Here is a 21,830-nt window from a genome sequence, read left to right as displayed (position 1 = left end):
ACACAGCGCCCGACAGCGCCGAGACGAAGGAGTACGCCATGACCACGCCTGTCGCCGTCGTCACGGGAGCGAGCAGCGGCATCGGTGCCGCCACCGCCCGGAAGCTGGCCGAGGCCGGGTACCGGGTGGTGCTGGCGGCGCGCCGCGCGGAGCGGATCGGGGCGCTGGCCGAGGAGCTGAAGCGCGCCGGGCACGAGGCGGAGCCGGCGGTGCTGGACGTCACGGACCGGGCGGCCGTGGACGCGTTCGCGGCGGGGCTCGACCGCTGCGACGTGCTGGTGAACAACGCGGGCGGTGCCCTGGGCCTGGACCCGGTGGCCTCCGGGGATCCGGAGGAGTGGCGCCGGATGTACGACGTGAACGTGCTGGGCGTGCTGCACATGACGCAGGCGCTGCTGCCCGCGCTGATCGCCTCGGGCGCCGGGACGGTCCTGGTGGTCTCCTCGACCGCCGGGCACGGCACGTACGAGGGCGGCGCCGGGTACGTGGCGGCCAAGCACGGGGCGCACGTGCTGGCCGAGACGCTGCGGCAGGAGATCGTCGGCAACCCGGTGCGGGTCATCGAGATCGCGCCCGGCATGGTGAAGACCGAGGAGTTCTCGCTGGTCCGCTTCCGCGGCGACAAGGAGCGGGCCGACAAGGTCTACGAGGGCGTGGAGCGGCCGCTGACCGCCGAGGACGTGGCGGAGACCATCACCTGGGCGGTGACGCGGCCGCCGCACGTCAACGTGGACCTGCTGGTGCTGCGCCCCCGGGAGCAGGCGTCGAACACCAAGGTCCACCGGGGGCCCGTGCCCGGTGCTGCGGACCGGTAGCCCGCGCGAGGCGGGCCTGCGGGAAGAGCACGTGGCCCGCCTGGTGCCGGTAGCCGAGGAGCGGCTGGGGCGCGACTACCCCGGCTTCGTGCTGCTGGCGGCGCGGGACGGCGTGATCGTGACGCACGCGGCGCGCGGCTGGGCCGTGCGCTGGCGTGGGGAGCGCGTGCCCATGCGCCCGGACACGGTCTTTGACATCGCGTCGCTGACGAAGCTGTTCACGGCGGTGGTGGTGGCGCGGCTGGCCGAGCGGGGCGTGCTGGACCTCGACGCGCCGGTGGGGCGCTACCTGCCGGGCTTCCGGCCGGTGGTGCCGGTGTGGCGGCTGCTGACGCACACGGCCGGGCTGCCGCCGTGGGCGGACCTGGGGCCGTATCCGGACAACGCGGCGCGGCTCGCGGCGATCGGCGAGGCGGACCTGGCGTACCCGCCGGGCACCGGCTACGCCTACTCCGACCTGGGCCTGATCGCGGCCGGCGCGGTCGCCGAGGCGGCGGCGGGCCGGCCGCTGGACGAGCTGGTCGCGGCGCACGTGACGCGGCCGCTGGGCCTGGCCGACACCGGTTTCACGCCACCGCCCGCGCTGCTGCCGCGGATCGCCGCGACCGAGTACCAGCCGGGGACGGGGCGCGGCCTGGTGCGCGGCGAGGTGCACGACGAGAACGCGTACTACCTGGGCGGGGTGGCGGGCCATGCCGGGATCTTCTCCACCGCCGCCGACCTGGCCGCGCTGGCGCAGGCGATGCTCAACGGCGGCCGGCTGGGTGAGCGGCGGCTGCTGAGCGAGGAGTGGACGCGGCGCGTGCTGACCAACCACAACGCCGGGCTGGGCCCGGCGGCGGCGCGCGGGCTGGGCTGGCAGCTGGACCAGCCGTGGTACATGGACGCGCTGGCCTCGCCCGGTTCGTTCGGCCACACCGGCTTCACCGGCACCAGCCTGGTGGCCGATCCGCGCACGGGCAGCCTGCTGGTGCTGCTGACCAACCGGGTCCACCCGTCGCGGGAGCGGGGCACGGACAGCGCCTACCGCCGTGCCCCGGCCCGCGTGCTGGCGCGCGCCGCCGGCCTGCCGGTGCCGCGCGGGGAGGACCCCTAGAGGCGCTCCGGCGTCTCGATGCCGAGCAGCGCCATGCCCTGGCGCAGCGTGCGGGCGGTCAGCTCGCACAGGAACAGCCGGTTGGCGACGGTGTCCGGGTCGTCGGCGCTGAGCACCGGGCAGTGCTCGTAGAACGCGCTGTACTGCGTGGCCAGCCCGTAGAGGTAGGCGGCCAGCTTGTGCGGCTCGTACGTCTCGGCGACCGCGTCGAGGGTCTCGGCGAAGGCGTCCAGGTGCAGCCCCAGGGCCCGCTCGGCGGGCTCGAGCGCCAGGCCGGGCCGGGCCTCGGCGCGCGCCGACTCGGGGGCGCGCCGCAGGATCGACTGGATCCGGGCGTAGGCGTACTGGAGGTACACGCTGGTGTCGCCGTTGAGCGAGACCATGCGGTCCAGGTCGAAGACGTAGTCGCGGGAGCGGGAGGTGGACAGGTCGGCGTACTTCACGGCGCCGATGCCGACCTGCTCGGCGCGCTCGGCGACCTCGGCGTCGCTGAGGTCCGGCGCCTTCTCCCGCACCACGGCGGCGGCGCGCTCGACGGCCTCGTCCAGCAGGTCCATCAGCCGCACGACCTCGCCGGAGCGGGTCTTGAACGGCTTGCCGTCGGTGCCGAGCACGGTGCCGAACGGCAGGTGGTGCGCGGCGCCTTCGGGCAGCCAGCCGGCGCGGCGGGCGGTCTCGAAGACCATCTTGAAGTGCAGCGCCTGCCGGGCGTCCACGACGTACAGCATGGTGTCGGCGCGCAGGGTGCCGATGCGGTTGCGGACGGCGGCCAGGTCGGTGGCGGCGTAGCCGAAGCCGCCGTCGGCCTTCTGCACGATCAGCGGCACGGGCTTGCCGTCGGGGCCCTTGACGTCGTCGAAGAACACGCACAGCGCGCCCTCGGAGCGGACGGCGACGCCGGAGTCCTCCAGCTCCTTGGCCAGCGTGGGCAGGTCGTCGTTGTAGGCGGACTCGCCGACGAGGTCATCGTCGTTCAGCAGCACGCCCAGGCGCCGGTAGACGGCGTTGAAGTAGATCTTGGACTCGTCGACGATGCGCTGCCAGTGCGCGCGGGTCTCGGGGTCGCCCGCCTGGAGCTCGACGACGCGGCGCCGGGCGCGGTTCTTGAACTCCTCGTCGGAGTCGAACAGGGCGCGGGAGTCCCGGTACAGCCGCATCAGGCGGGACATCGCGGCGTTGCCGCTCTGCTTGCCGGTGCCGGTGCTGTCCTGCTCGCTGTCCTGCTCGTGGTCCAGCTCGTGCGGGTGCTCGATCAGGTACTGGATGAGCATGCCGAACTGGGTGCCCCAGTCGCCGATGTGGTTGCGCCGGATCACCGTCTCGCCGCGGAATTCCATGATCCGCACGAGTGCGTCACCGATGACCGTGGACCGCAGGTGGCCGACGTGCATCTCCTTGGCGACGTTCGGCTGCGAGTACTCGATGATCATCCGCCGGGGCTCGGCGGTGACGGGCACGCCGAGGCGGTCGTCGGCGGCGCGGGCGGCCAGGGTGGTGAGGATCGCCTCGTCGGTGACGTTGATGTTGAGGAAGCCGGGGCCGGAGACCTCGATGTCCCGGATAAGGTCCCCGGTGGTGACGGCCGCGGCGACCTCGGCGGCGAGTTCCCTGGGGTTGCCGCGCAGCCGCTTGGCCAGCGCCAGCATGCCGTTGGCCTGGAGGTCCGCCCGGTCGCTTCGTCGCAGCAGCGGGTCGGCGCCGGCGGCGTCGGGCCGGGCCGCCGCGAGGGCGTCGGCGAGGCGCTGGTTGACTGCTGCGGTGAGGGACGGAACGGGACTCATGCCTGGCAGTATCCCACGCGTGTGCCCTGCGCCCCCGGGCGTCCCGCCCCCCGTTGCCCGGGTGGGAGAATGGGCGCACCACAGGCAGGAACACTGAAGGAGACGTGGCTCACCGTGGCCCAGACCACCCCGGAGACCGACTGGGTCTCCCGACTCGCGGACGAGGTCATCGCCGAGGCGGAGCGCCGCGCGCCGGGCAAACCCGTGGTCTGTGCCTCGGGTGTGAGCCCGTCCGGGCCGATCCACCTGGGGAACCTGCGGGAGATCATGGTCCCGCACCTGGTGGCCGACGAGATCAAGCGGCGCGGCATCGACTGCGTGCACCTCTTGTCCTGGGACGACTACGACCGGTTCCGCAAGGTGCCGGCGGGCGTGGACGGCGTGGACGAGTCGTGGCGCGAGCACGTCGGCAAGCCGCTGACGTCCGTGCCCGCCCCGCCCGGCTCGCCGCACGCCAACTGGGCGGAGCACTTCAAGGCTCCGATGCTGGCCGCCCTGGCGGAGCTGGGTGTCGAGGTGCGGGCCATCAGCCAGACCGCGCAGTACACCGCGGGCGCCTACCGCGACCAGATCCTGTTCGCGATGCGGGAGCGGCGGCGCATCGACGAGGTGCTCGCCCGTTACCGCACCAAGCAGAAGGAAGCGGCGCCGAAGCCGGAGGACGCCGCCGACGAGGCGGAGCGGCAGGCGCTGGAGGGTTCCGGCGCGGCCGGTGAGGACGACGGCAGCGGCGGCAGCGGCGAGTACTACCCGTACAAGCCGTACTGCACCTCCTGCGAGCGGGACACCACGACGGTGACGTCGTACGACGACGACACCACCGAGCTGCGGTACACCTGCGCCTCGTGCGGGCACGCCGAGACGGTGCGGCTGTCGGAGTTCCACCACGGCAAGCTGGTGTGGAAGGTCGACTGGCCGATGCGCTGGGTGTACGAGGGCGTGGTGTTCGAGCCGGCCGGTGTCGACCACCACTCGCCGGGGTCGTCGTGGGTCGTCGGCGGGCAGCTGGTGTCGGAGATCTTCGGCGGCGAGCGGCCGATCGGGCCGATGTACGCGTTCGTCGGCATCAGCGGGATGTCGAAGATGTCCAGTTCCAAGGGCCGGGTGCCGATCGCGGCGGACGCGCTGGAGATCATGGAGGCGCCGCTGCTGCGCTGGCTGTACGCGCGGCGCCGCCCCAACCAGTCGTTCAAGATCGCCTTCGACGGGGAGATCCAGCGCACCTACGACGAGTGGGACGCGCTGTCGCGGAAGGTCGCCGCGGGCACGGCGCAGCCGGCGGACGCGGCGGCGTACGCGCGGGCGGTGGGCACGGCCGCCGGGCCGCTGCCGACGACGCCCCGGCCGCTGCCGTTCCGCATGCTGGCGTCGGTGGTGGACATCACCACCGGGGATGACGCGCAGACGCTGCGGATCCTGCGGGAGGTCGATCCGGAGAACCCGGTGCGGTCGCTGGACGAGACGCGGCCCCGGCTGGACCGGGCGGCGCGGTGGGTGGAGACGCAGATGCCCGCCGAGCAGCGGACCCGGGTGCGTGAGGAGCCGGACCGGGAGCTGCTGGACTCCCTCGGCGAGCGGGAGCGGGAGTCGCTGCGGCTGCTGCTGGACGGGCTGGCCGACCACTGGTCGCTGGAAGGGCTGACGACGCTGGTGTACGGCGTGCCGAAGCTCCAGGCGGGGCTGGACGTGGATGCCAAGCCGACGCCCGAACTGAAGAAGGCGCAGCGGGAGTTCTTCGCCCTGCTGTACCGGCTGCTGGTCGGCGGCGACACCGGGCCGCGGCTGCCGACGCTGCTGCTGGCGGTGGGCGAGGAGCGGGTGCGCCGGCTGCTGGGCGCCTGACCGGCGCGGGCTGGGCCGCCGCGTGTGCCGCCGCGGGGCGGCGGCGGGCTCCCGCGCGGGGGCCGGCCGCCGCCTGCCGCGGTGCGGTCAGACCATGACGGCGTGGAGGCCGCCGTCGACGTGGAGGACCTCGCCGGTGGTGGCGGGCAGCCAGTCCGACAGCAGGACCGCGCAGGCCCGTGCCGCCGGCTCGGCGTCGTGGACGTCCCAGGCCAGGGGCGGCCGCAGCGCTCACCAGCGGGCGGTGGGGTTTTCCAGCGGCGCGACCAGGGTGTCGGTGAGGTCGGCGAGACGATGCTGCGTCTTCGGGTCGTAGACGCCGCGGTGGGCCCTGGAGCGCCGCGTCTGGTCGAAGTACTGCCCGGTCTCCCCGTTGCGGCCGGCGTCGATGGTGTGGAGCACGCTGGCAGTGCCCTCGGCCACGGACGACCAGGGGCGCACGCCCGCCTGACGCACCATGGTGGTGTCCATGTAGTTGGCGGGGTGGACGCAGTTGACCGCGATCTTGTCGCGCCAGTAGTCCTCGGCGATGGTCATGGTGAACGCCGCCAGCGCGAACTTGCTGCGCGTGTACGCCTCCATGCCGTGGTAGCCCTTGGTGAACTGCGGGTCGTCCATGTCCACCGGGCTCTGCCCGATCGAGCCGACGTTGACGACCTGGGCGCCCGAGGCCGCCCGCAGCGGTGCCCGCAGGGAGCGGGTGAGCACCACGGGTGCCAGGTAGTTGACGGCCAGGCGCAGCTCGTAGCCGTCCTCGCTCAGCTCCCGCCGGTGCGGGTCGCGGCCCGCACCGACGCCCGCGTTGTTCACCAGCAGCCCTAGCGAAGGGTGTTCGGCGGCGATGCGGCGGCCCAGCGCGGCCGTCTCACGCAGCGAGGCGAGGTTGGCGAGGTACGGGTACGCCACGCCGCCCGCGTCGCGGAGCTCGGCGACGGTCTCGTCGCAGCGGCGCTGGTCCCGGCCGTGGATTAGCACCGTCCAGCCCTGGGCCGCGAGTTCCCTGGCGACGGCGCGGCCGAGCCCGGAGGTGGCGCCCGTGACGAGGGCGGGTGCGGTGCTGGGGGTCTCACGCGGGCTCACGGCCTGCCCTCCTTCTTCGTTGGTCCTGTTGTCGTTGATCCGGTCGTTCTGGTTGTGCTGAGGGCCAAAGCCGGCTGGGGCTGCGCGAGCGTGACTCGGCCGAGCTTCCGGGCGTGGGGGACGTTGCCCCTGCTCCAACGTACTGCCGGCAGACTGAGGTCATCCGGACGTCAGACATCAGCGCTCTCTTGCAGGCTTGCGTCACGTAGTCGCCATAACTGGGTCTGTTCAAGACAACCTCGGCTGAACCGCCACGCGGCGCTGCCGGACTTGCGATCTTGTCTCGTGCTTCCCATCGGCATGCGGGTTCCAAGGAGGTGCAAACGATGGTGGACGGTGAGATCCCATTAGCTGCTGTGGCCACGGCTGCTTCGGGTGCTCTTGTGGCTGAGATGACGAAGGCTGGGTGGGGCAGTGTGAGGCGTCTGGCCGCCCGGATATTCCGTCGTGCTGGCGAGGAAGAGGAGGCGCGACAGCTGAGGCGGCTGGACGCTGATCAGGCCCAGATCGACTCCCTGGACCAGGGTGAGGTCGAGGAGCGATGGCGGCGGCGGCTGCTGACGCTGGCTGAGGATTACCCCGAGGTACTTGATGACCTGAAGCAGCTGGCAAGCCGCACTCCGGCGGACCGGCAGGGCGGCGTGACACAGTCCGCGACGGGAAACAGCGGGCCGGTCATCCAGGTAGGGCGCGACAACTTCGGCGAGTTGCACACGGGGGAGGGCCGCTCGTGAGCACGAGCTCGCACGAATCGGGTGTGTCCCAGTCGGTCTCTGGCCATTCCTCTCAGGTGGTGCAGGTGGCCGGGTCCAATACCGGGACTATCAGCATCGTCAAGCGGCCGAAGGTGCCCTCGTTCGAGGTGCCGAAACAGAAGCGCGAGGCGGCCAGAGAGCCGCTGTGGGTGCATACCGCTACGCCGCAGCACGCCGCCAGCGTGCTGTCGGCCGACGGCGCAGCGGTGATCGCGGGTGATCCGGGAACGGGCCGAGACATTTCCGCGGTGCGTGCTCTCGAACTCATCCTGGGCGATGGGCCCCAGCCGGCAGAGCTGCGCTACATCACACAGGACTGGGATGATGATGAGACGCCGGAAGAGGAGATTCTTCCTGAACCCGTGGCGGGCCGGGGATACGTTTTCGACGCCACTAACCGGCCATTGTCACTAAGCGCCGCGCAGTCCCTGTGCTCCTGGGCGGCGAAGCTCGCCGCCGTCGGCAGCGGTCTCGTGATCATTTGCGGAACCCACCAGTGGCCAGGAGACGCCCGGTACGTCGTGCCGGCGGAGCGCCCGGATGCGGTGCAGGTTGCCAGGAAACACCTCGAGCACCGGTTGTCCGTCCCGGAGCGGGCGGCATTGCTCGCGGACGACTCCCAGCGAAGAAGCTGGTCCTTCGGTAACGGAGGATCAAGCGCGGAGGCCGGCGTCTTCTCAGGACTGATTCATCCGAATGTCAGTCCTGATGATGCTGTCGCGATGGCTGAAAGGCTGTCCCGCATCCCCAGCGATCGCCTCAACCGGGCGATGCAACGAGCGCGTGGCAAGCAGGATCCTGAGTCCGGTATTCAGGAGCTGCGGGACATACGTGACGAGATCCGCGAGTGGTCTGGATTTCTCGATGATGTGCTGGTTGAGGGAGTAACTCGTGGCCAGGACCGCGTCATGCTGCTGGCTGCCGCGTACCTGGAAGGCGCCCCTCTGGAGACATGCATCAAGGCTGCTTTCCGCTTCGGTGGTAACAGTGAGCCGCCTGCGCGCCGTTATCGTGAGGGGCGCAGTCCACGCCGCAGGATGCAAGGTGTGGGCGTTGACGTCACCGACGATGACCGGGCGGTCTTCGAGAAACGCCCAGGGCTGGCCATGTCGGCCATTCGCACGGACTGGCGTCACTGGATTAGTGAACGAGCTGTCACCCGTGCCTGGCTCGTCGACATCACTGCTCCAGGAGGAGTCGCTGCCGCGTGGGCGAGGCAAGTAGGCGAACGATTGCTGGAGTTGTCTCGCACGGCTGCTGAGGGGCCCTTCTTTCCAGTGATGGAGGAATGGGCGAAGCTGGCCGACGGCGACCGCATCGCGATAGTCGCTGAGTTGCTGACCAAGGCGGCCAGCGTTCCCGAACTCGCGCGGCGAGCGCATCAGGTGCTGTTAGATGCGGCGCAGTCCCCGGTGACCAGTCGGCGGTCCGTTGTCGCGCACGTCTGCCAGGGACGGTACCGTGACACCTGGCCGCATCGCGCGTTCACCAGGATTCGCCATCTGTTGAAGTACGACGACGAACCAGCGAGGATTGCGGCCCAGGCACTGGTCGCTCATGCGGGGCGTGGGGATCGTGAACTGGCCCGCGTGGTCAACAGCGTTGACGCCTGGCTGAACCGTTTCCCGAAGAGTGCCAGTAGCAGCCGCGGTTTCCTCGCCCTGGTCGACCCCTCGTGGCCCTCGAGTGTCTTTCCGACGTTGATGAGGTTGGCGCAGTCACAACCGCAGTACCGGGATTTCCTCGTCGAGGGCTGGCAGGCCACGCTCTCGCAGCCCGAGGTGCGGGACCAGGCTTACGGTGTGCTCCTGGCTTGGGCGCAAGCAGCCCATGAGAACAAGGCGGACCGGGCCTTCACGTACCAACTGCTCACCGAGGTGCGCGACGCGCACACCCCCCTGGACGCGATGTCCCGCTTCCTCTACGGCAACCCGGAGCAGGAAGATCCGGCTCTCGTGAGCGCTCGCCTGGCACTGGCCAGCCTTCCGGGCCGTGAGCCGACCCGGTGTCCTCGCCCGGACTGTCCTCTCACGGCTTCGGAGCGGGAGCCCACAGAGCAGGCTGAAACCAGCCAGGACGAGAAATCCGTGGGACACCGTGATCAAGAGCACGGGTAGTGCACGTTAAGGCACGGGAGAAAGCCGGAGCCCGCACCCTTCGCAGGTGCGGGCTCTCGTCTGTGCGCGGCGGTCGCCCGAGGCGACGGCTGAGCCTCCACGGCCGCTCAGGTCTGTGGGCAGGTGCGGTGTACCGAGGCGGTGAGAGGACGGCGGCCCCATGCCGATCGCATCGGCGCGACGGTGGGCAGCTCGGCCGTGAGAGAGGGGGTGGGGCTGGGGAAGCTCAGGAGCGTGACTTGCCGTTCCCGCCGTCGTCGGCTTCGCCGGAGTCGTCGGAGTCGCCGTCGTCGTCCGAGTCGCCGGAGCCGCCCTTGCCGCCCGAGCCGCCGTTCCCCCCGCCGTTGCCGGAGCCCTGCTCGCCGTCCTCCTCGGCCGAGGCGTCCACGGCGCTGACCGCCTCCCGGGCGGCCGTCTCCGCCGCCTCGCGCACGCCGCGGGCGCCCGGCGTGTCGGCCTCCTCGAAGCCAGCGCCCGAGTAGTCCACGGTCACCACGACATTGCCGGTGCGCACCACGACGCGCTGCTGCTGGTACTCCTCTTCCTCGTCGTCGTCCTCGCGGGTGACGCGGTAGGAGATCGACGTGGCGGCGTCGCCGGTCTCCGCCAGCTGCTCCTCGGAGACGTCCTCGTTGGCGTCGTCGCCGGTGATCTCCTCCACCAGCCGCGTGCGGTACTCCTCGGCGCGCTCGTCGCCGCTGCCGATCGCTGGGTCGGACTCGAAGCGGCGCAGCGAGACGGTCAGCGAGCGGAAGTCGTAGTCGTCCAGGCCCGACCACAGGCAGGCGCCCGAGGTGGAGGTGTCGCTGGAGCTGAGCGTCTCACCGGACTGTGGATCGGCGTTGGGCACGACCTCCTCGATCGTGTCCTCGTCGAGCAGCGAGCAGGGCTCGGGCAGTGTGGTGAACCGCACAGGCTCCGGCTCCGGCGGGGCCGTGGTGCGCGGCCGCTGCTCGCTGGCGGAGCCGTCGTCCCCGGAGTCCGACCCGGAGCACCCGGCGACCAGCAGCACGGGCACGGTGGCCAGGGCCATCACCCGTGCGGCGACGGCGGTTCGCGGGGCGGTACGTCGGTCCATGGTCTGGGCTCCCGTAGCTGTCCTGTCGGTCTGCTCGGGGTGCACGGTAACCGGGCGGCGGCTGGCGCGGGAAACGGAGCGGCGCGGCCGCGGGGCTCTCAGCCGTCCAGTCCGCCGGCGATCTGCCGGGCCGCGGCACGGGCCCCCGCCTGGAGCCCGGCGCTGTCCGGCGGGTCGTCGGCGCGCGTCGTGGCGACGGTGTACGTCACGGTGACGATCACGTTGGCGCTGCGGAAGGCGACCGTGACCTCGCGGCCGGCGCCGGTGTCGCCGGGGGTGGGCTGGTCGACCAGGTAGGCGGCGTGGCCGACGTCGTCCACGGCGGCGGCGGTGACGTCCTCCCCGGGCTGCGTGACGGTGGCGGTGGCCGTGTCGTCCAGCGCGACGCCCGCTTCGGCGGCCATCGCCGCGAAGTCCAGCTCCGCCTGGTCGTCGTCGCTGATCCCGGGGTCGTACGACAGCACCCGCTGGAAGTCGACCGTCAGCCGGCGGGCCGTCGTCTCCTGCGGCACGTTCCACTCGCAGCCGACGCGCCGCCCGGTGTCGTACGTCGCCGTCGGCTCGCCCTCGTACGCCGCCGGCTCGCCGCCGGGCAGCAGCTCGTGCAGGGTGTCCTCATCGACGGTGCCGCAGGGTTCGGGGAGCGCCGAGTAGCGGCCGGGCTCGGCGGTGGCGCTGCGGGAGCCGGTCAGGCCGGAGCCGGACGCGCCGTCGTCGCCGAGGTCCGTGCTGCACCCCGCTGCCAGGCCCGCCACGGCCAGGGCCGCCGCGGCGCCTCGCGTCACACGCCGGAACACACTGCTCCCTTCCGCCGGCTGGCACCGGTGCCCCGCTGGGCGGGGCCTCCGGGCAGCATAGCGGCGGCCTATGGCCACACCAGGCAGTACGGCTGGTGGCCCGCCTCGTGCAGGCGGCGGGAGAAGTCCTGCCACTCGTGGAGCAGCTTGTAGATGCCGTAGGCGTCGCTCGGGCCGCTGCGGTCGGGAACCGTGGACCAGATGAACGCCGCGGCGCCCATGCTCTCCTCGCCGACGCCGCGCAGCGGGTCCACCGCCATCGTCGGCAGCTTCACCACGGCGTAGTCCGGGTGCAGCACGACGAGTTCGAGCGGGGGCACGCGGTGCAGCGGTATCCCCTCGATGCCGGTGAGGACCATCGCGGCCATCGTCTCCGGCTTGATCCGCGTGAACATGCCCTGGCCCAGCTCGTCGCCGCCGAGCTCTTCGGGGCGCATGGACAGCGGCACCCGTGCCGCCGTGGCGCCGTCAGGGGCGCCAAAGTACTTGTACGTTACGGCCATCCGGCCGCTCCGCCCGCGCAGCTCTCCCTCGGCGCCGTCCATCGCCCTGCGGCGGTGGCGGCCCCGGCGGGCACGCGCGCGCGGCTCTGGCCCGAGGTCACCGGTACCCTCGCCCAGTCCGCCGCCACCGCGCTGCATGTCACCACCCGACTATTCGCGTCCCCCACCGCGCGGCCCTCGCGGCCAGCGCGGTCTGTAACCCGATCATCGTCTCAGAGACCTCCCCCGCCACGCGCCCCTGAAACGCCCCGGAGGCGATGCCTTCGGTCTCTCTGCCACCATGGAGCGCGTGACCGAATCCACCGCATCCTTCGACGCTCCAGTCTCGCAGACGCTCTTCGCGCGCGCCGCCGAGGTGACCCCGGGAGGGGTGAACTCCCCGGTCCGGGCGTTCGGCGCCGTGGGCGGTACGCCCCTGTTCATGACGTCCGGCTCGGGTCCCTACGTTACCGACGCCGACGGCCGTGAGTACGTGGACCTGGTGTGCTCGTGGGGGCCGATGATCCTGGGCCACGCGCACCCGGAGGTGATCGAGGCGGTCCAGGCGGCGGTCGCGCGCGGCACGTCGTTCGGCACGCCCACGCGGGGCGAGGTGGAGCTGGCCGAGGAGATCGTGGCGCGCGTCGATCCGGTGGAGCGGGTGCGCCTGGTGTCCTCGGGCACGGAGGCGACGATGTCGGCGATCCGGCTGGCGCGCGGGTTCACCGGCCGGGCCAAGGTGATCAAGTTCGCCGGCTGCTACCACGGCCACGTCGACGCGCTGCTCGCCTCGGCCGGCTCGGGGGTGGCGACGTTCGGGCTGCCCGACACCCCGGGCGTGACGGGCGCGCAGGCCGGGGAGACGCTGGTGCTGCCGTACAACGATCTCGCGGCCGTGCGCGCCGCGTTCGCCGAGCACGGCGACGAGATTGCGTGCGTGATCACCGAGGCGGTCCCGGGGAACATGGGCGTGGTGCCGCCGAAGGAGGGCTTCAACCAGGGCCTGGCCGACCTGTGCCGGGAGCACGGCGCGCTGCTGATCTCCGACGAGGTCATGACGGGCTTCCGGGTCAGCCGCCAGGGCTGGTACGGCATCGAGGGCGTGCGCCCCGACCTGATCACCTTCGGCAAGGTGATGGGCGGCGGCTTCCCCGCCGCGGCCTTCGGCGGGCGGGCCGACGTGATGGAGCGGCTCGCGCCGGCCGGGCCGGTCTACCAGGCGGGCACGCTGTCGGGGAACCCGGTGGCCACGGCGGCCGGTCTCGCCCAGCTGCGGCTGCTCGACGACGCGGCGTACGCGCGGCTGGACGCCACGGCGGCCCAGCTGCGGTCGATGGTGGCCGAGGCGCTGGCCAAGGAGGGCGTGGCGCACGTCATCGGGCAGGCGGGGAACATGTTCTCGGTGTTCTTCACCGAGCCCGGGGTCAGCGAGATCACCGACTTCGAGGGGGCGCAGGCCCAGCAGTCGTTCCGGTTCCGGGCGTTCTTCCACGAGATGCTGCGGCAGGGCGTGTACCTGCCGCCCTCGGGGTTCGAGGTGTGGTTCGTGTCGACCGCGCACGACGACCGGGCGCTGGAACGGGTGGCCGAGGCGCTGCCCGCCGCTGCCCGGGCCGCGGCGGCGGCCACCGCGTGACCGCGCTTCTTTGAGCAGTTTTTGCCGGGCGGCGTACATTTCACGTCGGTAGGGCCACTGAAAATGAGAGACATATGAACGGAAACGATCAGACGGTCGTTCACCTGATGCGTCACGGCGAGGTGGACAACCCCTCGGGCGTGCTGTACGGCCGCCTCCCCGGTTACCACCTCTCCGAACTCGGGCGCCGCATGGCCGAACGCGTCGCCGAGCACCTCGCGGAACGGGACATCGCCCACGTGGTCGCGTCCCCGCTGGAGCGCGCGCAGGAGACCGCCGAGCCCATCGCCAAGGCGCACGGCCTGGTCACGGCCACCGACCCCCGGCTGATCGAGGCGGCCAACGTCTTCCAGGGCAAGCGGTTCGGCGTCGGCGACGGCGCCCTGCGCCACCCGAAGAACTGGCGCCACCTGTACAACCCGTTCAAACCCTCCTGGGGCGAGCCCTACATCGACCAGGTCGTGCGGATGATGGCCGCGCTCAACGCCGCCCGCGACGCCGCGCGCGGCCGCGAGGCCGTCTGCGTCAGCCACCAGCTGCCGGTGTGGACCGTCCGCAGCTACGTAGAGCGCCGCCGGCTGTGGCACGACCCGCGCAAGCGGCAGTGCTCGCTGGCCTCCCTGACCACCTTCACGTTCCGCGGCGACGAGATCGTCTCGGTCGGCTACTCCGAACCCGCCCGCGACCTGCTGCCCGGCCGCCAGGGCTTCGGCGCCTGACGCGCCGCGCCCGGCGGGGCGGCGGGCCCTTCTTCCGGCACGGCCCCCGCACGGTCCCCCAGCACGGCCCCGCTGAGCAGGGCCTCAATTGAGGACAAGGGGGGCGCGGAAGATCGCCTAGGGGCGCATGGGAAACTTTTCACATGATCCAGTTCCGTGCCGTCACCAAGTCCGCGGCGCTCGCCGCGGTGATCGGGGCGCTGACGCTTACCGCCTGCTCCGGGGACCAGGCGGGCACCTCGGGCGGCGACACCAACTTCGTCCAGGGCACGGGCGAGATCACCCAGGTCGCGGCCAGCGAGCGGGAGCAGGCGCCGGACATCTCGGGTGAGACGCTCCAGGGCGAGCAGCTCAGCCTCAGCGACTACCGGGGTGACGTGGTCGTGCTGAACGTGTGGGGCTCCTGGTGCGCCCCCTGCCGCGCCGAGGCGCCCCACCTGGTGGAGGTCGCCGAGGAGACCGCCGACCAGGGCGTGTCCTTCCTCGGGATCAACACCCGGGACCGGGACCGAGCCCCCGCTGAAGCGTTCGAGCGCCGCTTCGACGTGCCGTACCCCAGCCTGTACGACCCCAGCGGCCAGCTGATCCTCCAGTTCCCCAACGGCAGCCTCAACCCGCAGGCCATCCCGTCCACGCTGATCATCGACCGCGAGGGCAACATCGCCGCCCGCGCCCTGAAGCCGCTGTCGGCCGACGAACTGCGCGACGCCCTGCAGCCAGTGCTGGACGAGGAGTGAGCGTGCGGTGGATGCCAGCGAGACAGTACTGAGCGGCGCGCTGCTGCTGGCCATGCCGGTGGCCCTGCTCGCCGGGCTGGTGTCATTCTTCTCCCCCTGCGTGCTGCCGCTCGTCCCCGGCTACCTGTCGTACGTCACGGGCGTCAGCGGCGCCGACCTGGCGGAGGCCAGGCGCGGCCGCATGCTGCTGGGGGCCTCGCTGTTCGTCCTCGGCTTCACCGCCGTCTTCGTCTCCGGCGGTGCGCTCTTCGGCGGCTTCGGTGCGCGGCTGCTGGAGCACCAGGAGACACTCTCCCGCGTCTTCGGCGTGCTGACGATCATCCTCGGGCTGCTCTTCACCGGCCTGTTCTCGCGGGTGCTGCCGCTGTTCACGCAGCGGGAGTTCCGCCTCCACCTCAAGCCCGGGATGGGCCTGGCGGGCGCGCCCATGCTGGGCGTGGTCTTCGGCATCGGCTGGACCCCGTGCGTCGGCCCGACCCTGGGCGCCGTCTACACGCTGGCCTTCACCGAGGCGACCGCCGGGCGCGGCGCGCTGCTGATGGTGGTGTACTGCGCGGGGCTCGGCCTGCCGTTCCTCGTCATGGCGGTGGCGTTCCGGCGTACGCTCGGCGCGTTCGGCTGGGTCAAGCGCCACTACCCGCTGGTCATGCGGCTCGGCGGTGCCATGCTCGTGGTCACGGGCCTGCTGCTGGTGACGGGCCTGTGGAACGACATGGTGTACGAGATGCAGCTGTGGACGGCCGACTTCGACGTGTGGATGTGAGGGACGTGACAGCCGCCGACGACGACGAGACCCGCGGCACCCGCGCCGCGGGCGGCGAGGCCGGCCCGACCGCCGAACCGGACGCTGACGCCGGGGCCGGTGCCGGGGCCGACGCCGAGGCCGCCGCGGGGCTGACCACCGCGCCCGCCGAGGAGCCCGGGGACACCGGGCACCAGAGCACCGTCGCGGGCGCCGGCTCGTTCGGCGGCGCGCGCGCCCCCGGCGCGGCGGGTGCCCTGGCCTGGACGGCGCGCGAGCTGCTGGGCTGGGCGCGCTGGTCGTGGCGGCAGCTCACCTCGATGCGGGTCGCGCTGATCCTGCTGTTCCTGCTCGCGCTGGCCGCCATCCCCGGCTCGGTCATCCCGCAGAACAGCGTCGACGCGCTGGCCGTCGAGAACTTCCGCCGCGAGAACGAGGGCCTCGCCGAGATCTACGACCGGCTCCAGCTCTTCGACGTCTACTCGTCGGTGTGGTTCTCGGCGGTCTACATCCTGCTGTTCATCTCGCTCATCGGCTGCATCGTGCCGCGGGCGTGGCAGTTCGCCGGCCAGCTGCGCGGCCGCCCGCCGCGCGCCCCCCGCCGCCTGGACCGGATGCCCGCCTCCACCTCGTGGCACACCGGCTCCGCCCCCGACGCCGTGCTCGCCGACGCCCGCCGCCTGCTGCGGCGCAGGCGGTTCCGCACCGACCAGGGCACGGCACACGGCTCCGGCTACGTCGCCGCCGAGAAGGGCTACCTGCGGGAGGCGGGCAACCTCGTCTTCCACTTCGCCCTGATCGTGATGCTGGTCGCCTTCGCCTACGGCCGGCTCTACTACTCCGAGGGCGGCACCCTCGTCGTGCAGGGCAGCTCCGGGTTCTCCAACACCCTCACCCAGTACGACGACTTCTCCTCCGGCACGCTCTTCGACGTCGACGACCTGGACCGGTTCGGCTTCCGGCTGGACGAGTTCCACTACGCGTTCGCCCGCACGGGCCCCGACACCGGTACCGCGACCGAGTTCACCGCCGAGGTGACGTACTGGACCGGCGACGACCCGGACACCGAGCACCAGGCGAGCATCGACCCCAACCACCCGCTGGAGATCGGCGGCTCCAAGGTGTACCTGCTCGGCCACGGCTACGCCCCGGTCGTCACCGTCACCGACGCGCGCGGCGACGTCGCGTTCAGCGGCCCGGTGCCGTTCCTGCCGCAGGACAGCGCCCTGTCGTCCACCGGCGTGATCAAGGTCCCGGACTTCGTCGACGAGAACGGCGAGCCCACCCAGCTCGGCTTCCAGGGCTTCTTCAACCCGACCTACAACGTCGACGAGGTGCGCGGCCCGCACTCGACGTTCCCCGAACCCGACCTGCCGGTGCTGACCCTCACCGCCTACGAGGGCGACCTCGGCGTCGACTCCGGCCTGCCGCAGAACGTCTACCAGCTCGACACCAGCAACATGGAGCAGCTGACGGACGGCAACGGCGAGCCGTTCCGCTTCGACCTGCTGCCCGGCGAGTCGGTCGAGCTGCCCGGCGGCAAGGGCACCCTCACCTTCGACCGCCTGGAGAACTGGGCCACGTTCCAGGTCAGCTCCAAGGCGGGCACCGGCTGGGCGCTGACCGGCGCGCTCGCCGCCGTCGCCGGCCTGGCCGCCTCGCTGCTGCTCCAGCGCCGCCGCGTGTGGGTGCGCGCCCGACCCGGCGGCGACGGCGGCACGCTGGTGGAGATGGCCGCGCTCGGCCGCACCGAGTCCGCCAAGGTGCCCGAGGAGCTCGCCGATCTCGCGGAGGCCCTGGCCGCCGCCCATCCGCCACCGGACGACGACGGCGCCCGTGCCGACGCGGGCGCCGGTGACGAGCCGGTTACCGAAACCGCCCAAGGAGCACGGACATGAATCTCGTGACTCTCGCCGCCAACGAGAACCTCGCCGACGCGAGCAACATGCTCATCTACTCGGCGATGGCGGTCTACGCGCTGGCGTTCCTCGCCCACATCGCCGAGTGGGTCCTCGGCAGCCGCAGCAAGGTCGCCCGCACCTCGGCGGCGCTCGGCAGGGAAGAGACCGGCACGGAGCCCGCAGCGGGCGACGAGGCCGCCGCCGCTGCGCCCGCCGTGACCGTGCGCAGCGGCGGCACAACGGCCGTGCTGGAGCGCCCGCGCCAGCGGTCGGGGCCGAAGGTCGTCACCCGCTCCGGCCCGGCCGGCCGCCCCGAGGTGCCCGACGGGCCGGGGGCCGCGGGCGGCGACGAGCGCGGCGACATGTACGGCCGGATCGCTGTCTCGCTGACGGTGCTGGCGTTCCTGCTGCACGCGGGCTGTGTCCTGGTCCGCGCCATCGCCGTGGGGCGGGCGCCGTGGGCCAACATGTACGAGTTCTCGACCACCTTCTCGATGGTCGTGGTCGCCGGGTACCTCGGCTTCCTGCTGGCGAAGAAGAACGTCCGCTGGCTGGGCCTGCCGCTGGTCACCACGGTCCTGCTCGACCTGGGCCTGGCCGTGACCGTGCTCTACAACGACAGCACGCAGCTGGTTCCGGCGCTCGACTCCTACTGGCTGTACATCCACGTCTCGCTGGCGATCACGGTCGGCGCGCTGTTCTACCTCGGCGCGGTCGCCACCGTGCTGTACCTGCTGCGCGACCGGCACGAGACGAAGCTGGCGGCCGGCCGCCAGCCCGGGAAGCTCGCCTCGTCGGTGCTGGAGCGGCTGCCGTCGTCGGTGTCGCTCGACAAGTTTGCCTACCGGATCAACGCGGCGGTCTTCCCGCTGTGGACCTTCACGATCATCGCGGGCGCCATCTGGGCGGAGTCGGCGTGGGGCCGCTACTGGGGCTGGGACCCCAAGGAGGTGTGGTCGTTCATCACCTGGGTGTTCTACGCCGCCTACCTCCACGCCCGGTCCACGGCCGGGTGGAAGGGCCGCAAGGCGGCCTACCTGGCGATCGCCGCGTTCGCGTGCTGGATCTTCAACTACTACTTCGTGAACATCTTCTTCGAGGGCCTGCACTCCTACGGCGGCGTCTGAGCCGTAACCCGCCCCGCACCGCTCCCGTGCCCCGCCGGACGCCGCGCCCGGCGGGGCACCGGCGATCCGCAGCACCGGGAAGAACCCGGGACCCGGAAACGGGGACAACGGGAAGAAGCGCGAAGAAACTCGAAGAAACTCGAAGAAGCGCGAAGGAGCGGGAAGCAGCAGCAGGCCGGTAAAGGGGCAGGCCCCCGCCGGGCGGGGGCCGGAGGATCAGCTCTTGGCCGGCGGGTCCGCGGGACCGGCCCCCTCGTCGCCGTCGCGGCCGTCGCGCTGCGGCAGCTCCTCGTCCGGCTGGCCGGCGCCGGAACCGTCACCGGCGTCCGGCTCCGCGGCCCGGCGCCGCCGCTCCTCCTCGCGGCGCTGCCGCTCCAGCGAGCGCAGGAACTCGGGGTTGTCATCCGGCGCGACCCAGCCTCCCCGGCCGCGCCCGCCGGGCCCGCCCGCGGTGGCGACGCGCCACGGGAACGCCCGGTCACGCCCCACGGCGATCCAGGCCAGCGGCCCGATGAGCCACGCGACGACGATCAGCAGGATCCAGACGAGCTTCGGCAGATGCTTGACTTCTTCGTCCTTGGAGCTGATGCAATCCACGAGGGCGTAGACGGCCAGCGCGATCGGGACCAGGAACAGCAGCACCCTGAGCATCGGTAGTTCCCCCAGGTGGTTGTGGGCCGGGCCGCGCATGATGGCCCCCTGACACGGCCCAGGGTAATGGTTCCGGAATACTGGGGCGTATGGCGTACGACGACCTCCGTTCCCTGCTGAAGGCCCTCGAGCGCGACGGAGACCTCAAGCGGGTGACTGCGGAGGTCGATCCGCACCTGGAAGTGGGCGAAATCACGGACCGGGTGAACAAGGCGGGCGGTCCGGCGCTCCTGTTCGAGAACGTCAAGGGGTCCGACCTGCCGCTGGCGATGAACGTCTACGGCACCGACCGCCGGCTGCTGAAGGCGCTCGGCCTGTCCTCCTTCGACGAGATCGGCGACAAGATCGCGGGCCTGCTCAAGCCCGAGCTGCCGCACGGCTTCGTCGGCGTCCGCGAGGCGTTCGGCAAGCTCGCCTCGATGACGCACGTGCCGCCCAAGAAGGTGAAGAACGCGCCGGTGCAGGAGGTCGTCATCAAGGGTGACGACGTCGATCTGGAGCGGCTTCCGGCGCTGTTCACCTGGCCCCGCGACGGCGGCTCGTTCTTCAACCTCGGCCTGACCCACACCAAGGACCCCGAGACCGGCGTGCGCAACCTCGGCCTGTACCGGTTGCAGCGGCACGACCGGCGCACCATCGGCATGCACTGGCAGATCCACAAGGACAGCCGCAACCACTACCAGGTCGCGGCGCGGCGCGGCGAGCGGCTGCCGGTGGCGATCGCGTTCGGCTGCCCCCCGGCCGTCACCTACGCCTCGACCGCGCCGCTGCCCGGCGACATCGACGAGTACCTCTTCGCCGGTTTCCTCCAGGGCAAGCGCGTGGAGCTGGTGGACTGCCTGACCGTGCCGCTCCAGGTCCCGGCGCACGCCGAGGTCGTCCTGGAGGGCTGGCTGGAGCCGGGGCGGATGCTGCCGGAGGGGCCGTTCGGCGACCACACCGGCTTCTACACGCCGCAGGAGCCGTTCCCGGCGCTGACGATCGACTGCGTCACGATGCGGAAGAAGCCGCTGTTCCAGTCGATCGTCGTGGGCCGCCCGCCGACCGAGGACGGGCCGCTGGGGCGGGCGACGGAGCGGTTCTTCCTGCCGCTGCTGAAGATCATCGTGCCCGACATCGTGGACTACCACCTGCCCGAGGCGGGCGGTTTCCACAACTGCGCGATCATCTCCATCGACAAGAAGTACCCCAAGCACGCGCAGAAGGTCATGTCCGCGGTCTGGGGCGCCCACATGATGTCGCTGACGAAGCTGGTGATCATCGTGGACGCCGACTGTGACGTGCACGACCTGCACGAGGTCGCCTGGCGCGCGCTGGGCAACGTCGACTACTCCCGCGACGTGCTGCTCACCGAAGGCCCGGTCGATCACCTCGACCACGCCTCGTACCAGCAGTTCTGGGGCGGCAAGGCGGGCATCGACGCGACCGCGAAGTGGCCCGAGGAGGGCTACACCCGCGACGGCGGCTGGCCGGAGATGATCGTCTCCGATCCGGACGTCGCCGCACGTGTCACCCGCAGATGGAAGGAGTACGGCTTGTGACGGTAGCGGCGGCCGAACCCAGCCCTGGCCCGGTCAAGGCGTTCCTCCGGCTGGTGATGATCGAGCACTCGGTCTTCGCCCTGCCGTTCGCGTACATCGCCACGCTGACCGCGATGTTCCTCGACGGCGACGGCGAGGGGGAAGCGGGCGGGGGCGTTGTCGACTGGTGGACGCTGCTGCTCGTCACCCTCGCCATGGTCGGGCTGCGCACGTTCGCGATGGCCGCGAACCGCATCATCGACCGCGAGATCGACGCCCGTAACCCGCGCACCGCCCAGCGCGAACTCGTCACCGGCGCGGTGTCCGTGCGCACCGCCTGGACCGGCGCGCTGGTCGCCCTCGCCGTCTTCCTCGGCTGCGCCGCGCTGCTGAACCCGCTGTGCCTGGCCCTGGCGCCGGTGGCGGTGGTGCCGATGGTCGTCTACCCCTATGGCAAGCGGTTCACGGACTTCCCGCACGCCATTCTCGGGCTGGCGCAGGCCATGGGCCCGGTCGGCGGCTGGCTGGCGGTGACCGGGGAGTGGTCCTGGGACGCCGTGCTGCTGGGCCTGGCCGTGGGGCTGTGGATCGGCGGCTTCGACCTGATCTACGCCTGCCAGGACGTGGAGTCGGACCGCCGCAACGGCGTCCGGTCCGTGCCGGCGCGCTTCGGCGTCGCGGGCGCGCTGTACGGGGCGCGGGCCTGCCACGCCGTCACGATGGGGCTGTTCGTCTGGTTCGCGGTGGCCACCGGTGGCGGCGTGCTGCTGTGGCTGGGCCTGGCCGTGGTCGCCGGGGCGTTCGTCTACGAGCACTCCCTGGTACGTCCCACGGACCTGTCCCGCCTCAACCGGGCCTTCTTCACGGTCAACGGCTTCGTCGGCATCAGCCTGTTCGTCTTCGCCCTCGCCGACCTCGCCGTGCGGGGCCTGGGCGTCTGAGCGGCGGCGGGGA

19 protein-coding genes and 1 pseudogene are annotated in these 21,830 nt (G+C 71.8%); 13 read left to right on the top strand and 7 right to left on the bottom strand.

Annotation, left to right across the window (positions count from 1 at the left end):
• Positions 1 to 38 precede the first annotated feature (38 nt).
• Both JK356_RS20265 and JK356_RS20260 read left to right on the top strand, forming a co-directional pair.
• A complete protein-coding gene (locus tag JK356_RS20265; RefSeq protein ID WP_201870113.1) occupies positions 39 to 815 on the top strand; it encodes an SDR family NAD(P)-dependent oxidoreductase in 777 nt (258 codons plus the stop codon).
• Complete coding sequence (locus tag JK356_RS20260) at positions 799 to 1,911, top strand: serine hydrolase (RefSeq protein ID WP_201870112.1); 1,113 nt, start codon at positions 799 to 801, stop codon at positions 1,909 to 1,911. Before JK356_RS20265 ends, JK356_RS20260 begins: the two co-directional genes overlap by 17 nt.
• Here the strand turns inward: JK356_RS20260 and argS are convergent.
• A complete protein-coding gene (argS, locus tag JK356_RS20255; protein WP_201870111.1) occupies positions 1,908 to 3,692 on the bottom strand; it encodes an arginine--tRNA ligase in 1,785 nt (594 codons plus the stop codon). The genes JK356_RS20260 and argS overlap by 4 nt on opposite strands.
• A gap of 114 nt (positions 3,693 to 3,806) precedes the next feature.
• Here argS and lysS point away from each other — a divergent pair, with 114 nt between their 5' ends.
• Complete coding sequence (lysS, locus tag JK356_RS20250) at positions 3,807 to 5,534, top strand: lysine--tRNA ligase (protein ID WP_307815792.1); 1,728 nt, start codon at positions 3,807 to 3,809, stop codon at positions 5,532 to 5,534.
• A gap of 87 nt (positions 5,535 to 5,621) precedes the next feature.
• On the opposite strand, the pseudogene JK356_RS20245 reads toward lysS, so the two are convergent.
• Positions 5,622 to 5,759, bottom strand: a pseudogene (locus JK356_RS20245) (SDR family oxidoreductase); the annotation flags it as partial.
• Between the two features lie 6 nt (positions 5,760 to 5,765).
• Positions 5,766 to 6,614: an SDR family NAD(P)-dependent oxidoreductase gene (locus JK356_RS20240; protein WP_201870109.1), complete on the bottom strand. Its 849-nt coding sequence runs from the start codon at positions 6,612 to 6,614 to the stop codon at positions 5,766 to 5,768.
• A gap of 326 nt (positions 6,615 to 6,940) precedes the next feature.
• Here JK356_RS20240 and JK356_RS20235 point away from each other — a divergent pair, with 326 nt between their 5' ends.
• Both JK356_RS20235 and JK356_RS20230 read left to right on the top strand, forming a co-directional pair.
• A complete protein-coding gene (locus tag JK356_RS20235) occupies positions 6,941 to 7,348 on the top strand; it encodes a hypothetical protein (RefSeq protein ID WP_201870108.1) in 408 nt (135 codons plus the stop codon).
• Positions 7,345 to 9,486 (top strand): hypothetical protein, encoded by a 2,142-nt coding sequence (locus JK356_RS20230; RefSeq protein WP_201870107.1) that lies wholly within the window; start codon positions 7,345 to 7,347, stop codon positions 9,484 to 9,486. Before JK356_RS20235 ends, JK356_RS20230 begins: the two co-directional genes overlap by 4 nt.
• Before the next feature lie 226 nt (positions 9,487 to 9,712).
• Here the strand turns inward: JK356_RS20230 and JK356_RS20225 are convergent, their stop codons facing one another.
• The 3 genes from JK356_RS20225 to JK356_RS20215 form a co-directional block, all read right to left on the bottom strand.
• Entirely contained in the window at positions 9,713 to 10,564 is an 852-nt protein-coding gene (locus JK356_RS20225) for a hypothetical protein (protein ID WP_201870106.1), read from the bottom strand.
• A 98-nt stretch (positions 10,565 to 10,662) separates the two neighbouring features.
• Positions 10,663 to 11,349: a DUF3558 domain-containing protein gene (locus tag JK356_RS20220; protein WP_201870105.1), complete on the bottom strand. Its 687-nt coding sequence runs from the start codon at positions 11,347 to 11,349 to the stop codon at positions 10,663 to 10,665.
• Between the two features lie 80 nt (positions 11,350 to 11,429).
• Positions 11,430 to 12,002, bottom strand: coding sequence for a hypothetical protein (locus tag JK356_RS20215; RefSeq protein ID WP_201870104.1), 573 nt, complete (start codon positions 12,000 to 12,002; stop codon positions 11,430 to 11,432).
• Between the two features lie 151 nt (positions 12,003 to 12,153).
• Between JK356_RS20215 and hemL the strand changes: the two genes are divergently transcribed.
• The 6 genes from hemL to ccsB all read left to right on the top strand — a co-directional run bounded on the left by hemL (position 12,154) and on the right by ccsB (position 18,705).
• A complete protein-coding gene (gene hemL, locus JK356_RS20210) occupies positions 12,154 to 13,479 on the top strand; it encodes a glutamate-1-semialdehyde 2,1-aminomutase (RefSeq protein WP_307815790.1) in 1,326 nt (441 codons plus the stop codon).
• Between the two features lie 74 nt (positions 13,480 to 13,553).
• The gene (locus tag JK356_RS20205) at positions 13,554 to 14,198 is read left to right on the top strand and encodes a histidine phosphatase family protein (protein WP_201870102.1); all 645 of its coding nucleotides are present in this window, start codon (positions 13,554 to 13,556) and stop codon (positions 14,196 to 14,198) included.
• Positions 14,199 to 14,341: 143 nt separating this feature from the next.
• Positions 14,342 to 14,935 carry a TlpA disulfide reductase family protein gene (locus tag JK356_RS20200; protein WP_201870101.1) on the top strand — a complete coding sequence of 198 codons (594 nt, stop codon included), beginning with the start codon at positions 14,342 to 14,344 and terminating at the stop codon, positions 14,933 to 14,935.
• A gap of 52 nt (positions 14,936 to 14,987) precedes the next feature.
• Positions 14,988 to 15,698 (top strand): cytochrome c biogenesis CcdA family protein, encoded by a 711-nt coding sequence (locus tag JK356_RS20195; protein WP_201870134.1) that lies wholly within the window; start codon positions 14,988 to 14,990, stop codon positions 15,696 to 15,698.
• Positions 15,699 to 15,703: 5 nt separating this feature from the next.
• Positions 15,704 to 17,575: a cytochrome c biogenesis protein ResB gene (locus JK356_RS20190; protein WP_374100689.1), complete on the top strand. Its 1,872-nt coding sequence runs from the start codon at positions 15,704 to 15,706 to the stop codon at positions 17,573 to 17,575.
• On the top strand, positions 17,572 to 18,705 hold the full coding sequence (ccsB, locus tag JK356_RS20185; protein ID WP_201870099.1) for a c-type cytochrome biogenesis protein CcsB: 1,134 nt from the start codon (positions 17,572 to 17,574) through the stop codon (positions 18,703 to 18,705). The genes JK356_RS20190 and ccsB overlap by 4 nt, the downstream gene beginning before the upstream one ends.
• A 216-nt stretch (positions 18,706 to 18,921) precedes the next feature.
• Here the strand turns inward: ccsB and JK356_RS20180 are convergent, their stop codons facing one another.
• Positions 18,922 to 19,395 carry a PLD nuclease N-terminal domain-containing protein gene (locus JK356_RS20180; RefSeq protein WP_236671641.1) on the bottom strand — a complete coding sequence of 158 codons (474 nt, stop codon included), beginning with the start codon at positions 19,393 to 19,395 and terminating at the stop codon, positions 18,922 to 18,924.
• 50 nt (positions 19,396 to 19,445) lie between these two features.
• On the opposite strand from JK356_RS20180, the gene JK356_RS20175 reads away from it, so the two are divergent.
• Together JK356_RS20175 and mqnP are read left to right on the top strand one after the other, a co-directional pair.
• The gene (locus tag JK356_RS20175; protein WP_201870098.1) at positions 19,446 to 20,897 is read left to right on the top strand and encodes a menaquinone biosynthesis decarboxylase; all 1,452 of its coding nucleotides are present in this window, start codon (positions 19,446 to 19,448) and stop codon (positions 20,895 to 20,897) included.
• A complete protein-coding gene (mqnP, locus tag JK356_RS20170) occupies positions 20,894 to 21,817 on the top strand; it encodes a menaquinone biosynthesis prenyltransferase MqnP (RefSeq protein WP_374100688.1) in 924 nt (307 codons plus the stop codon). The genes JK356_RS20175 and mqnP overlap by 4 nt, the downstream gene beginning before the upstream one ends.
• Positions 21,818 to 21,830 lie beyond the last annotated feature (13 nt).

The sequence above is a fragment of the Streptomyces sp. 7-21 genome (assembly GCF_016741785.1).
Lineage (GTDB): Bacteria > Actinomycetota > Actinomycetes > Streptomycetales > Streptomycetaceae > Streptomyces.
Note: the sequence above shows the minus strand (reverse complement) of the source record. Positions and strands in the feature narration are given on the sequence as shown.